General features: G+C 69.9%; 12 protein-coding genes. 8 read left to right on the forward strand and 4 right to left on the reverse strand.

All coding sequences use genetic code 11. The annotated features are described in order from the left end of the window. Positions 1-56 precede the first annotated feature (56 nt). Positions 57-545, forward strand: a complete 489-nt coding sequence (locus WFG93_RS08210; protein WP_336645847.1) for a DUF3817 domain-containing protein — start codon at positions 57-59, stop codon at positions 543-545. Next, positions 542-2,128, forward strand: a complete 1,587-nt coding sequence (gene guaA, locus WFG93_RS08215; RefSeq protein WP_336645848.1) for a glutamine-hydrolyzing GMP synthase — start codon at positions 542-544, stop codon at positions 2,126-2,128. Before WFG93_RS08210 ends, guaA begins: the two co-directional genes overlap by 4 nt. Before the next feature lie 145 nt (positions 2,129-2,273). Here the strand turns inward: guaA and WFG93_RS08220 are convergent, their stop codons facing one another. Both WFG93_RS08220 and WFG93_RS08225 read right to left on the reverse strand, forming a co-directional pair. Next, positions 2,274-2,546, reverse strand: a complete 273-nt coding sequence (locus tag WFG93_RS08220) for a GlsB/YeaQ/YmgE family stress response membrane protein (protein WP_336645849.1) — start codon at positions 2,544-2,546, stop codon at positions 2,274-2,276. Between the two features lie 189 nt (positions 2,547-2,735). After that, positions 2,736-3,662 carry a Bax inhibitor-1/YccA family protein gene (locus WFG93_RS08225; RefSeq protein ID WP_336645850.1) on the reverse strand — a complete coding sequence of 309 codons (927 nt, stop codon included), beginning with the start codon at positions 3,660-3,662 and terminating at the stop codon, positions 2,736-2,738. Between the two features lie 87 nt (positions 3,663-3,749). Here WFG93_RS08225 and WFG93_RS08230 point away from each other — a divergent pair, with 87 nt between their 5' ends. The 3 genes from WFG93_RS08230 (at position 3,750) to WFG93_RS08240 (ending at position 6,860) form a co-directional block, all read left to right on the forward strand. Next, positions 3,750-4,733: a glycerophosphodiester phosphodiesterase family protein gene (locus WFG93_RS08230; protein WP_336645851.1), complete on the forward strand. Its 984-nt coding sequence runs from the start codon at positions 3,750-3,752 to the stop codon at positions 4,731-4,733. A 127-nt stretch (positions 4,734-4,860) separates the two neighbouring features. Continuing rightward, positions 4,861-5,844: an ABC transporter ATP-binding protein gene (locus tag WFG93_RS08235; RefSeq protein WP_336645852.1), complete on the forward strand. Its 984-nt coding sequence runs from the start codon at positions 4,861-4,863 to the stop codon at positions 5,842-5,844. Beyond that, positions 5,841-6,860 carry an ABC transporter permease gene (locus WFG93_RS08240; protein ID WP_336645853.1) on the forward strand — a complete coding sequence of 340 codons (1,020 nt, stop codon included), beginning with the start codon at positions 5,841-5,843 and terminating at the stop codon, positions 6,858-6,860. The genes WFG93_RS08235 and WFG93_RS08240 overlap by 4 nt, the downstream gene beginning before the upstream one ends. Positions 6,861-6,878: 18 nt before the next feature. Here the strand turns inward: WFG93_RS08240 and WFG93_RS08245 are convergent, their stop codons facing one another. Further along, the gene (locus tag WFG93_RS08245; RefSeq protein WP_336646055.1) at positions 6,879-7,277 is read right to left on the reverse strand and encodes a pyridoxamine 5'-phosphate oxidase family protein; all 399 of its coding nucleotides are present in this window, start codon (positions 7,275-7,277) and stop codon (positions 6,879-6,881) included. Between the two features lie 72 nt (positions 7,278-7,349). Here WFG93_RS08245 and WFG93_RS08250 point away from each other — a divergent pair, with 72 nt between their 5' ends. The 3 genes from WFG93_RS08250 to ligD all read left to right on the forward strand — a co-directional run bounded on the left by WFG93_RS08250 (position 7,350) and on the right by ligD (position 12,212). Next, complete coding sequence (locus WFG93_RS08250; protein ID WP_336645854.1) at positions 7,350-9,848, forward strand: ATP-dependent helicase; 2,499 nt, start codon at positions 7,350-7,352, stop codon at positions 9,846-9,848. 42 nt (positions 9,849-9,890) lie between these two features. Beyond that, complete coding sequence (locus WFG93_RS08255) at positions 9,891-11,075, forward strand: SseB family protein (protein WP_336645855.1); 1,185 nt, start codon at positions 9,891-9,893, stop codon at positions 11,073-11,075. Between the two features lie 75 nt (positions 11,076-11,150). Then, positions 11,151-12,212: a non-homologous end-joining DNA ligase gene (gene ligD / locus WFG93_RS08260; protein WP_336645856.1), complete on the forward strand. Its 1,062-nt coding sequence runs from the start codon at positions 11,151-11,153 to the stop codon at positions 12,210-12,212. 32 nt (positions 12,213-12,244) lie between these two features. Here ligD and WFG93_RS08265 read toward each other — a convergent pair whose 3' ends face one another. After that, the gene (locus tag WFG93_RS08265) at positions 12,245-13,279 is read right to left on the reverse strand and encodes an ATP-dependent DNA ligase (protein WP_336645857.1); all 1,035 of its coding nucleotides are present in this window, start codon (positions 13,277-13,279) and stop codon (positions 12,245-12,247) included.

A 13,279-nucleotide genomic window follows, 5' to 3' on the forward strand; every position in this document is an offset into this window, starting at 1 on the left:
GTGCCCGCCTTCCCCGGCGGGCGGCGCCCGTCGGGGCGACGGCTAGAATGGAGGGCATGCCCGAGCCCAGAGTCGCCAGCTTCCCGGCGATCCGCGGAGCGCTGAAGTTCTATCAGATCGCCTCGATCATCACCGGCGTCATGCTACTGCTGCTCGTGACCGAGATGGTGCTGAAGTACACGCCGATCCATCTCGAACTCTTCCTCGGCGGATCCGGCGGCTTCCTCTGGTTCGCCGAGGTCGTCGAGACCGCCGAAGGACTCGAGTCCACCGGCGACGGCTTCAACATCTCCCTCGGCATCCTCGTCGCCCACGGCTGGTTCTACGTCGTGTACCTCTTCGCCTGCTTCCGGATGTGGAGCCTGATGCGCTGGCGGTTCCCGCGATTCATCCTGCTCGCGCTCGGCGGCGTCGTGCCCCTGCTGTCGTTCTTCATGGAGACGCGCGTCGCGCGCGACGTGAAGGCCTACCTCGCCCATCGCGAGGCGACCGAGTCGTCACCCGACGCCGCCGCCGCGAACACCACCCCGGAAGGTGCCCGTTGACCGAGCAGACCGAGACCCAGCAGCGCCCCGCGCTCGTCGTCGACTTCGGCGCGCAGTACGCCCAGCTCATCGCCCGCCGCGTACGCGAGGCGGGCGTCTACAGCGAGATCGTGCCGCACACCGCGACCGCGGAGGAGATCGCGGCGAAGAACCCGGTCGCGCTGATCCTCTCCGGCGGGCCCTCCTCGGTGTACGAGGACGGCGCGCCGAAGCTCGACCCGGGCGTCTTCGATCTCGGGGTGCCCACCCTCGGCATCTGCTACGGCTTCCAGTACATGGCGCAGACCCTCGGCGGTGAGGTGGCCAACACCGGCCTGCGCGAGTACGGCGCCACCGACGCGCAGATCCCCGACAACGACAGCACACTGCTGGCCGGACAGCCCGCTGAGCAGAACGTGTGGATGAGCCACGGAGACCAGGTCTCGCGTGCGCCCGAGGGCTTCGAGGTGCTCGCCACCACCAACGCCACCAAGGTCGCCGCGTTCGCCGACGAGCAGCGCCGGATGTACGGCGTGCAGTGGCATCCCGAGGTCAAGCACTCCGACCACGGCCAGACGATCATCGAGAACTTCCTGCACAAGGGCGCCGGCCTGCCCGCCGACTGGAACAGCGACAACGTGATCGCCGAGCAGATCGAGCGCATCCGCGAGCAGGTCGGCGACGCCCGTGTCATCTCGGCCCTCTCCGGTGGGGTCGACTCCGCGGTCTCCACCGCCCTCGTGCACAAGGCCATCGGCGATCAGCTGACGGCCGTGTTCGTCGACCACGGCCTGCTGCGCAAGGGCGAGCGGGAGCAGGTCGAGAAGGACTACGTCGAATCGACCGGCGTGCGCTTGATCACCGTCGATGCGGTCGACACCTTCCTGGGCCACCTCGCCGGGGTGACCGATCCCGAGACCAAGCGCAAGATCATCGGCCGCGAGTTCATCCGTGCGTTCGAGCAGGTGCAGCGCGACCTCGTGGAAGAGGCGAAGGCCACCGGCGGGGCCCCGGTGAAGTTCCTCGTGCAGGGCACCCTGTACCCCGACGTGGTCGAGTCCGGCGGCGGAGCCGGAACGGCGAACATCAAGTCGCATCACAACGTCGGTGGCCTGCCGGAGGACCTCGACTTCGAGCTCGTCGAGCCGCTGCGCGCGCTGTTCAAGGACGAGGTCCGTGCGATCGGCCGCGAGCTCGGCATCCCCGAGGCGATCGTCGGCCGCCAGCCGTTCCCCGGTCCCGGCCTCGGCATCCGCATCATCGGCGAGGTGACGCTCGAGCGCCTCGAGATCCTGCGCGAAGCAGACGCGATCGCCCGCGAGGAGCTCACCAGGGCCGGCCTCGACCAGACCATCTGGCAATGCCCGGTCGTGCTGCTCGCCGACGTGCGCTCGGTGGGCGTGCAGGGCGATGGCCGCACCTACGGTCACCCGATCGTGCTGCGCCCCGTCTCCAGCGAGGACGCCATGACCGCCGACTGGACGCGCCTGCCGTACGACGTGCTCGCCCGCATCTCCAACCGCATCACCAACGAGGTGCGCGAGGTCAACCGAGTGGTGCTTGACGTCACGTCGAAGCCACCGGCGACCATCGAGTGGGAGTGAGAGAAGGGGCCGCGAGCGCGGCCCCTTCTTCGTTGTGCGGGCAGCGGGTGCAGGCGACGCTCCCTGCACGCGCTCAGGCCCGCCTGCAGACGCGAACACGGCCGCTGCCCGAGGGCAGCGGCCGTGTCCGTTGGGGCGCTGAGGGTCAGGCGCGGCGACGGTCGCCGCGGCCGACGATGAGGCCGTAGATCAGCAGCACGATGATCGAGCCGCCGATCGCGAGCAGCCAGGTGCCGAGGTCGAAGAACTCCTCGAGTCCGCGGCCGAACAGCATGCCTCCGATCCAGCCGCCGAGCAGTGCGCCGACGATGCCGAGCAGGAGGGTCACGATCCAGCCGCCACCCTGCTTGCCGGGGAGGATCAGCTTCGCGATCGCACCGGCGATGAGGCCGAGGAGAAGAAATCCGAGGAAGCCCATGTGAGTCTCCGTTCTCTGAGTGATGCCGGGGGTTCCCGGGTACATCCAGCCTGCCCGATCGCTATGAATTTCGGTCATCCCCTTGTGCGCGGCCATCGGATGCGGTAAAAAACGCGCCGCACAGCGAAAAGGGCCGCCCTCCGAGGAGGACGACCCTTTCCGAGACCGGTGCGGCTCAGCGGATCCGCATCAGTTGTTGCCACGCAGGATCGCGAGGATGCGCAGGATCTCGACGTACAGCCACACCACGGTGACCATGATGCCGAAGGCGCCGAGCCAGCCGTACTTGCGCGGGGCGCCGTTGCGCACGCCCTGCTGGATCTGGTCGAAGTCCATCACCAGGGAGTAGGCCGCCATCAGCACGACCAGCACGCCGATGACGACGCCGAGCGGGATGCCGAACACCTTGGTGCTGTACAGGCCGAAGGTGAGCTCGGAGTTCAGCACGCCGGTCGCCATCAGAATGAGGTTCAGCACCTGGAACACCAGGTAGCCGACCATCGCGATGAGGACGACCTTGGTCATCTTCGCCGAGGCGCGCACCTTGCCGCTGGCGAACAGGGCAAGGGTGACACCGACGACGGCGACCGTCGCGAGCGTGGCCTGCACGACGACGCCGGGCCAGATCAGCTCGAAGAACGCCGAGATGCCGCCGACGAAGAGGCCCTCGAACGCGGCGTAGCCGAAGATCAGCGCGGGGCGCACCTTCTTGCGCGATGTGAAGGTGACGATCATGGCGAGCACGAAGCCGCCGAGCGCGCCGACGATCCACGGCAGCATGTTCGCGGTGCCGGTCGCCTGCGCGCCGGACATCGTCCACATCCAGCCGACGAGCGCGGTGACGAGGAGGATGCCGAACAGGCCGGCGGTCTTCCAGACGGTGTCCTCGACGCTCATCCGGTCGGTCTCGATAGCGCCGGCCGGGGGAGCGGCGTACATGCCCTCGAGGCGGGCGTTCGCCGCGGCATCCATTCCGGGATGCGCGAACGAGCCGGCCTGCGCGGCGCCCGGGGCGGGCGGGGGCGCGTACGTGCCCTGTGGCGCACCGGGATAGGTCGCGACCTTGCGCGGGTCCTGCTGCTGGAAAGCAGGGTTGTTGAATGCGAAATTGCTCATGGTGGCCTCTACTCCCGAGGGATCGGTCAACTCTTGCCTCAACGATAGCCGCGCGACCCTATGAACAGGGTGCTTTACGCTGAAAGCGTGCCCAGGAGATCACCGCTCGTCATCGGGCATCGCGGCGCCCCCGGGTACCGCCCGGAGCACAGCCGCTCCTCGTACGAACTCGCCCTCGCGATGGGCGTCGACGCGGTCGAACCGGACGTCGTCGCCACCAAGGACGGCGTGCTCGTGCTGCGGCACGAGAACGAGATCTCGGGCACCACGGATGTCGCCGATCATCCCGAGTTCGCCGACCGGCGCACGACAAAGCGCATCGACGGCGCGGATCTGACCGGGTGGTTCACCGAGGACTTCACCTGGGACGAGCTGGCGACGCTGCGCACGCGCGAGCGGCTGCCGCGGATCCGCCGCTCGAGCGCCACCTTCGACGACGCCCAGCCGATCCTGCGACTGACCGATCTGCTCGACCTGGTGCGTGCGGGATCCGAGGAGCACGGGCGCGAGATCGGCATCGTCCTCGAGATCAAGCACGCCACCTACTTCCAGAGCATCGGGCTCGACCTCGCGCCGCTCATCGAACGGGATCTGCGCGCGGGCGGCTGGGCCGACGGCGAGCTGCCGCTGATCATCGAATGCTTCGAATCGACGATCCTCGAACGCCTCCGTACCGTCGGCATCGCGGCATCCTTCGTGTACCTCATCGAGGCATCCGGCACGCCCTACGACCTCGTCGCGGCGCTGGGCGACGCGGCCCCACGCTATGCCGACGTGGTCACGCCCGCAGGGCTCGACCGGCTCGTCGGACGCGTGGACGGCATCAGCGTCAGCAAGAAGATGCTGCTGGCATCCGGGAGCACGCTCGTCGCGGACGCGCATGCGCGCGGTCTGCGCGTGTTCACGTGGACGTGCCGCCCCGAGAACGCCTTCCTCGACCGGCGGTTCCGCACCGGAGGCGGCAAGGCCGCCTTCGGGGACTTCGAGGGGGAGTGGCAGGCGATCGCCGACACCGGTCTCGATGGCGTGTTCGTCGACCATCCGGACCTCGGCGTCGCTTTCTTCCGTTGAGCGGGATGCGTCCGCCAGGCGGATTCATCCGGGGAAGGCGATTCATCCGCGGAAGGACGAAAGCACGCCCATCCGTCCTTCGCTCGCGCGTTCGCCTTCGCTCGGTGAAACCCCCTAGGCTCGCCTCATGATGGGTGTGGTCGCGGAGGGGGTCCGGCGGTCGTTCGGCGGGGTGCACGCGGTGGTGGATGCCACCTTCCGTGCGGAACCGGGGCGGATCACCGGTCTGGTGGGACCGAACGGGGCGGGCAAGACGACGCTGCTGCTGATGCTGGCGTCGCTGCTGGCGCCGGACGGCGGGCGCATCAGCATCGACGGCGCCGATCCCGTGCGCGACCCGGCAGCGGTGCGCAAGGTGCTCGGATGGATGCCGGATGCGCTGGGCGCCTGGCCCTCGCTCACCGCGCGGGAGAGCATCGTGACCACCGCGCGCCTGCACGACATGAGCACCGCCGATGCCGCGGCTCGGGCGGACGAGCTGCTGGCGCTGGTGGGACTCGCCGAGCTCGCCACAGCGCCGGCGCGGGTGCTCTCGCGCGGGCAGAAGCAGAAGCTCGGTCTCGCTCGGGCCCTCGTGCATCGTCCGCGGGTGCTGCTGCTCGACGAGCCGGCATCCGGTCTCGATCCGGAGGCCCGCGTGCAGCTGCGTGTGCTGCTGCGCGGTCTCGCCGCCGCGGGCACGACCATCCTCATCTCCAGCCACGTGCTCTCGGAGCTGGAGGAGGTGGTCGACGACACCGTCTTCCTCGTCTCGGGATCGGTGGTGACGCCGTCAGCCGCGCCCGCCGCGCGCACCTATCGTGTGCGTCTCGCCGGCTCCCCGGCTCCTGCTGTACGCGTCGCCGCGGCGCTGGAGCTGGCACCGGAGCGGGTCGGGATCGACCGGGGCGATGCGCTGGTGGCGCTCGCCGATGAGGCATCCGCCGTCGACGCGCTGCGCCGCATGGTCGCCGCTGGGCTGGCGGTGCTGGAGTTCGCACCGGCGCAGAGCGCACTCGAGGAATCCTTCCTGGCCCTGCGGCATCCGTCGGCTCCGCTCACCCCGGCAGCCCCGCCGGCACCGACCACGCCGCCGGCACCGCCCACGTACCAGGACGGAGCCGCGTCGTGAGCATCTCGCGCATCGTCACCATCGCCCGCCTCGAGCTGACGCAGCGCCTGCGCAGCGTCGGCTGGTACGTGCTGCTGGGCATCTTCGCCCTGCTGCTGCTCGGCATCACGGCCCTGTCGTTCCTGGTGTTCTCGGGCAACGACATGCCCGGGGCGGGCGTGTTCTCGATCGTCGTGAACTTCGTGCTGCTGCTGGTCGTGCTGGTCTCGCCGACGCTGAGCGGCAACGCCATCAACGGCGATCGAGAAGCCGCGACGCTCGCGCCGATCCAGGTCACCGCCGCCACCACCGGCGACATCATGCTCGGCAAGCTGCTCGCTGCGGTCGCCACGGGATGCGCATTCCTGCTCATCTCCGTGCCGTTCCTCGCGATCGGCGTCCTCGGCGGCGGCGTCTCTGCGGGAATGTTCGCCGTGTCGCTGCTCGTGCTGCTGGCCGAGATCATCCTCGTCGCCGCGATCGGGGTGGGACTGAGCGGCCTGATCGCCCGGCCGCTGTTCTCGATCGCGGCGACCTACCTGGCCGTCGCCGCGCTCGTGATCGGCACGCTGATCGCCTTCGGGCTCGGTGGCGCGGCGATCCGCACGTCGGTGACGAACTACGAGCGGCCGTGGGACGACACGACCGGCGAGCCGATCTGCGATCAGTGGCAGGAGGTCACTTACGAGCAGCCGCGCTTCGACCTGGTGTGGGGCATCCTGGCCGCGAACCCGTTCGTCGTCCTCGCCGACGCCACCCCGACGACCTTCGTCGACGGCTATCCCCAGGACATGTTCGGCCAGATCAAGGTCGGCGTTCGTCTGGCCCAGCGCACCCCCGAGGGGGAGCGGTGGGACGCCTGCGAGCCCGGGTTCTCGGCGGGCGAGACCCCGGAGGAGCTGACGAAGGACTCGGTGCCCAGCTGGTTCGTCGGGCTCGGTCTGCAGGCGCTCATCGCCGCGGGGCTGTTCGCGGGGGCCTGGTCGCGCACCCGCACCCCTGCCCGCCGTCTGCCACCGGGCACCCGCATCGCCTGATCGGCCGGCTGGCGCTGCTCAGGAGCGGCGGCGCACGCGACGCCCGGTGAGCAGCTGCGATGACAGCCGCAGCGGCAGCGAGCGATCGCCCTCGGCCCACGGCCGCCGGGTGGACGCGCCCAGCACCGCGTCGAGCTCGGCCATGGTCATGGTGGTGACCGGCCCGTTGACGAGCACGCTCCAGCCGGTGGCGGCGAGGCTCTCGTGGTGGTCGACCTCGAATGCGACCAGCTCGCGGCTCGAGGGCAGCGCACTGAGCGGACCCTCGGGATCGGTGCGGATGACGATGTCGCGGCCGTCGGTGAGGAAGTTGACCGGGATGATCTGCACCCGCCCGTCGGCGACGAATCCGATCCGGCCCACCGTGGTCGTCCGCAGCAGTTCGATGCACTCCTGCTCGGTCAGCGGCGTCATCATCGCAGTCACCGTCCCTCCGCTCTCCTCGAGCGTACCCCCGACGTCGGATGCCCGGAATAGACTCGAATGGACATGACCGACGTCCCTCTCATCGTTCCCGCACCCTCCGGCTCGCGCCCCTCCGACAGCCGCGACGCGCTGCTCGACGGGCTGAACCCGCAGCAGCTCGAAGCCGTCACCTACCGCGGGCAGGCGCTGCTGATCGTCGCCGGCGCGGGTTCGGGCAAGACCAGTGTGCTCACCCGCCGCATCGCGCTGCTGCTGCGCGAGCGCGAGGCCTGGCCCAGCCAGATCCTCGCCATCACGTTCACGAACAAGGCCGCGGCGGAGATGCGCGAGCGCGTCGCAGCGCTCGTCGGCGACGTCGCCCGCGGCATGTGGATCTCGACGTTCCACTCGGCCTGCGTGCGGATCCTGCGCCGCGAGGCGGAGCAGTTCGGCTTCACCAAGTCCTTCACGATCTACGACTCCGGCGACTCGCGCGCGCTGCTGAAGCGTCTGGTGAAGGAGCACGAGGCCGACGCGTACGGGCTCACCCCCGGTGCTGTGCAGTCGCGCATCTCGAAGCTGAAGAACGAGTTGACGGATGCCGAGGGCTTCGCCCGACAGGCCAACCTCAGCGACCCGGCCGAGCGGAAGTTCGCCGATATCTTCACCGACTATCAGCGGGCGCTGCAGAAGGCGAACGCCTTCGACTTCGACGACCTCATCGGCCAGACGGTGTACCTGTTCCGCGCGTTCCCGCAGGTCGCCGACGTGTACCGGCGGCGCTTCCGGCACATCCTCGTGGACGAGTACCAGGACACCAACCACGCCCAATACGCGCTGATTCACGAGCTCACGCGCCCGGTGTCCGGTGAGAGCGCCGAGCCCGACGGGTTCGAGATGAACGGCATGATGATCTTCGAACCCGACCCTTCGACAGGCTCAGGGACCCATTCGACAGGCTCGGCGACCCATTCGACGGGAGCCGCCGGCGCGTCGCTGACGGTGGTCGGCGACTCCGACCAGTCCATCTACGCGTTCCGCGGAGCCGACATCCGCAACATCAGCGAGTTCGAGCGAGACTTCCCCGGCGCGAAGGTCGTGCTGCTCGAGCAGAACTACCGCTCCACGCAGAACATCCTGTCGGCGGCGAACGCCGTGATCGGCAACAACTTCGACCGCAAGGCGAAGAACCTGTGGAGCGACCGCGGCCCGGGTGAGAAGATCATCGGCTTCACCGGGTACTCGCAGCACGACGAGGCGCAGTTCGTCGCCGACGAGGTCGAGTCGCTGCGCCGCTCCGGCGTGCCGTACTCCGAGATGGCGGTCTTCTACCGCACCAACTCGCAGTCGCGAGCGCTCGAGGAGATCTTCATCCGCGCGGCGGTGCCGTACAAGATCATGGGCGGCACCAAGTTCTACGAGCGGGCGGAGATCAAGGACGCCCTGGCCTATCTGGTCGCGGTCGCCAACCCCGCCGACGAGATGGCCGTGCGCCGCATCCTCAACCGTCCCCGCCGCGGTATCGGCGACGTGACCGAGACCGCCATCGCGCGGTTCGCCGACGAGAACTCGCTCAGCTTCCGCGACGCGCTGCGCAACGCCCCCCTGCTCGGGGTCGGGCCGAAGATCCAGGCCGCGATCACCCGGCTGGACCAGGTGCTCGACGAGGCCGCCGAGATCCTCACGCCGTCTTCCGGAGAGGTGCCGGCGGCGACGTCCGTCGCCGAGGGGCTCACGCTGCTGCTCAATCAGAGCGGCTACTTCGACATGCTGCGTGCCAGCCGCGACCCGCAGGACGAGGCGCGGCTGGAGAACCTCGACGAATTCGTCGCCGTCGCCCGCGACTTCGCGCGGAACAACCCGGACGGGACGATCGCGGACTTCCTCACCGAGGTCGCCCTCGTCTCGGATGCCGACGACCTCGACGATGAATCGGGTTCGGTGTCGCTGATGACCATGCACACGGCGAAGGGCCTCGAGTACGACGCGGTGTTCGTCACCGGCGTCGAGGAGGACCTCATCCCGCACCGCATCTCCGCGGGCGAGCCGGGCGGTCCGCAGGAGGAGCGGCGGCTGTTCTACGTCGGCATCACCCGCGCGCGCAAGCGCCTGCACCTCTCGCTCGCGATGACCCGCGCGCAGTTCGGTGAGGTGTCGGTGGCGATGCCCAGCCGCTTCCTGCAGGAGATCCCGGGCGATCTCATCGACTGGCGCCAGTCGCCGGGCGATGTGAACTCGCGCGGCGGGATGCAGTCGCGCGCCCTCAATGCGCGCCGGGCGGGCGGGTTCGGCGGCTCCGGGCGCAGCAACGACCCGTTCGCGCCGAAGTCCCTTCCGAAGGGGGCGGGTCTCAAGCCGCTGGCCACCGCGATGGACCGCTTCCCCAACAAGGTCACCGGCAAGGTGCGCGACAACGGCGATCTTCAGCTGACCTCAGGGGACCGGATCCGGCACGACGATTTCGGCGAGGGGCGCGTCGAGGCGGTCACCGGCGAGGGCGCCAAGCGCATCGCGCACGTCCGGTTCGACAGCGCCGGACAGAAGAAGCTGCTCATCAAGATCGCCCCGATCACCAAGCTCTGAGCACACGCTCGCCCGGTCGAGCGTGCGGTTAGGCTGGCAGATATGGCCCTCTTCTCACGCCGCAGGAAGTCCGTCGACCAGCCCGACGCCGCGCCCGTCGACTCCGCCGAGAACTCCGGATCCGACGAACCCCAGCGCGACGAGCTGGCCAGCGACGCGCCGCTGACCGCGCCGTCCGAGCCGGTCCCCGAGGTGAGCATCTCGGTGCAGGCGTTCCGCGGAGTGGGCGCGGACGCCGGACCCGAGGTCAGCCTGCCCGACGAGAGCGGGGCGATCCCCGAGCCGGATGCCGCCGACGCGACACCCGGGCGCTCCAGCTCGCCGTCCGCCACGGGACTGCCCAGCGAGCAGCCCGGCGCGGGGCAGAACGGCCAGCAGGCCGTTCCGCGCCTGCCGCTGGCCGCCGCGCTGCCCCCCGAGCAGATCCACACCGTGGAGGGGCTGAACGACAACGTCCTGCTGCGCGAGGCGCTCGCCGAACTGCAGGACGGCGCGACCAACGAGCAGCTGCTGGGCGTCATGCGCCAGTCGCTGCAGGGTCACCTCTACCTGCGCGTGCACGGCGACGCCCGCGAGCAGATCAGTGCGGGCAAGCCCCTCTCGGTCGGGGTCGTGCGTGACGGCGACCGCTCGTTCATGCTCGCCTACAGCTCCGGCCGGGCGCTGCGCGACTCGGTGCAGGGCGCGGAGGACGCTGCCGCCACCTCGGCGATCGCACAGCCGGTCACCGCGATCTACCAGCAGGTCGTCAGCGGCGGGTTCAACGGCATCATCCTCGACAACTCCTCCGCGCCGCACCGCGCGGTCTTCCCGACGGAGCTGCTGCAGAAGGCGCTCGAACAGGGGGATGAGGACATGGCGGTGAAGACGGCCCTGGCCGCACCGCGCGACGAGCAGACCCCGGTGCGCGTTGCCGAGGCGCTCGCGCGCACGCGCAGCTGGGTTGCCGTGAACGACGGCGGCAACGGCCAGCCGGTCGGCATCGCCGAGGCGCACGCCACCGACGGACGCCGCTTCCTGCAGGTGTTCTCGCACCCGCTGGAGGTGGTCGCGCTGGGTCGCAAGGACCAGCCCATGCCGTTCCAGCCCGAGCAGCTGGCGAAGATCCTCAGCGAGCACAGCGAGATCGCCGGCATCCTCGTCGACATCGCCGGCCCGTCGCTCGCGATCGAGCGCGACGCGCTCAGCGCCGTGCTGGTGCTGGCGGTCGAACTCGGCGACGACTGAACCGACCGCATAGTCGGCCCCGCCGGCCGCCGCCAGCCCCTGTGCCCTCGCGCACGGACGGCCTAATGTCGGAGCATGGCCTCTGAGCGAGTGAAGCTGACCGTGCAGGACGGCGACGGCGAGCGCGTCGTGCAGCTGTCGAGCCCGAACAAGGTGGTCTGGCCCGTCGACGACGGGGAGGGGATCACCAAGGCGGAGTACGCCGATTACGTGCAGCAGGTGTCCACGCCGTTCCTCGCCGCCAACGGCGACCGGCCGGTGTCGCTGGAGCGGTACCGGGACGGCATCCGGGGTGAGCAGTTCTTCTCGAAGAATCCGCCCAAGGGCACTCCCGATTTCGTCGACGCGGTGATGTGCACCTACAACAGCGGGCGCCGGCATCCGCAGATCGTGCTGAACCGTCCCAGCGCGATCGTCTGGGCCGTGCAGATGAACACGGTGGTGTTCCACCCGTGGGCGTCGCTGGCCGCCGACACCGACAACCCGGTCGAGCTGCGCATCGATCTGGACCCGCAGCCCGGCACGGGCATCGAACAGGCGATCCCCGCCGCGCACGCGCTGCGCGAGGTGCTGCGCGAAGCGGGCCTGAACCCGTTCATCAAGACCAGCGGAAACCGCGGGCTGCACGTGTTCAGCCCGATCGTGCCGGAGTGGGAGTTCCTCGTGGTGCGTCACGCCGTGATCGCTGCCGGACGCGAGCTGGAGCGCCGGATGCCGGATCGGGTGACGACCAACTGGTGGAAGGAGGAGCGCGGTGAGCGGGTCTTCGTCGACTTCAACCAGGCCAACCGCGACCGCACGATCGCCGGAGCGTACAGTCCGCGCGCTAAGGTCAACGCGCCGGTGTCGACCCCGCTGCACTGGGACGAGGTGGACGATGTGGACCCCCGCCGGTTCACCGTGCGCACCATCCCCGCGCGTCTGGCCGAGGTCGGCGACCCGTGGGCGGACATGCAGAAGGCGCCGGGCCGGATCGACACGCTGCTGCAGTGGTGGGAGCGGGATCTGCAGGACGGGCTGGGCGAGCTGCCCTTCCCGCCGGAGTTCCCGAAGATGCCGGGCGAGCCGCCGCGCGTGCAGCCGAGCAAGATGGTCGCCGGGAACTGGGACGAGAACGGCGAAGCCATCGCGCACTGATCGCGCCCGCCGGGGCGCCCGCCGTCGGGCCGCTACTCGATGACGTCCGCGAGGTCGTACCCGGCCACGGTCTCCAGCTGCGCGTAGCTGCACGAGCGCGCGTCGCGGTCGGGGCGCCAGCGCTCGAACTGCACGGTATGGCGGAACCGGTCGCCCTCGAGCTGGTCGTAGCGCACCTCCAGCACGCGCTCCGGCCGCAGCCGCACGAAGGTCATGTCCTTCGCGCCGCTGAAGCGCGAGCGCTCGCTCTCACCGGTCACCGCCGCACCGGCATCGTCGCGCTCGACCAGCGGCGCGAGCTCGTCGACCAGCCGGCGCCGCATGGCATCCGTCCACGCCGCGACCCCGCCGACCTGATGCAGCACCCCGGCGTCGTCGTAGAGACCCACCAGCAGCGATCCCACGCCGGAGCCGCTCTTGTGCACCCGGTAGCCGAGCGCGACGACGTCGGCGGTGCGCGCGTGCTTGATCTTCAGCAGCGCGCGCTTGCCGGGCGCGTACGGGTCGTCGAGCGGCTTGGCGACGACGCCGTCGAGTCCCGCGCCCTCGAACTCCGCCAGCCAGCGGCGAGCGAGATCGGCATCCTCGGTGGTGCGGGTCAGATGCAGCGGGTCGCGCATCCCCTCCATCAGTCGTTCCAGGCGCGCCCGGCGCTCCCGGAACGGGCGCTGCTGCAGGTCGTCGTCGCCCTCGACGAGCAGATCGAAGGCGATGAACATCGCCGGGGTCTCGGCCGCCAGCTTCGCCACTCGCGATGCGGCGGGATGGATGCGCTGACTCAGCGCCTCCCAGTCCAGCCGCTGGGCGCCCGCGGGGCCGGTGGCCACCACGATCTCCCCGTCGAGCAGGCACGGCCCGGGCAGCAGCGCCCCGAGCCGCTCGACCAGCTCGGGAAAGTACCGGGTCAGCGGCTTCGCGCCGCGCGAGCCGATCTCGAGGGTCTCGCCGTCCCACGCGATCAGGCCCCGGAAACCGTCCCACTTCGGCTCGTACAGCAGGGGCCGCTTGGCGGGATCCGGGATGGCCGGCACGGCCTTGGCGAGCATGGGCGAGGGGATGTCGTACAT

Source organism: Microbacterium sp. USHLN186 (genome assembly GCF_037145155.1).
Classification (GTDB): Bacteria; Actinomycetota; Actinomycetes; order Actinomycetales; family Microbacteriaceae; genus Microbacterium.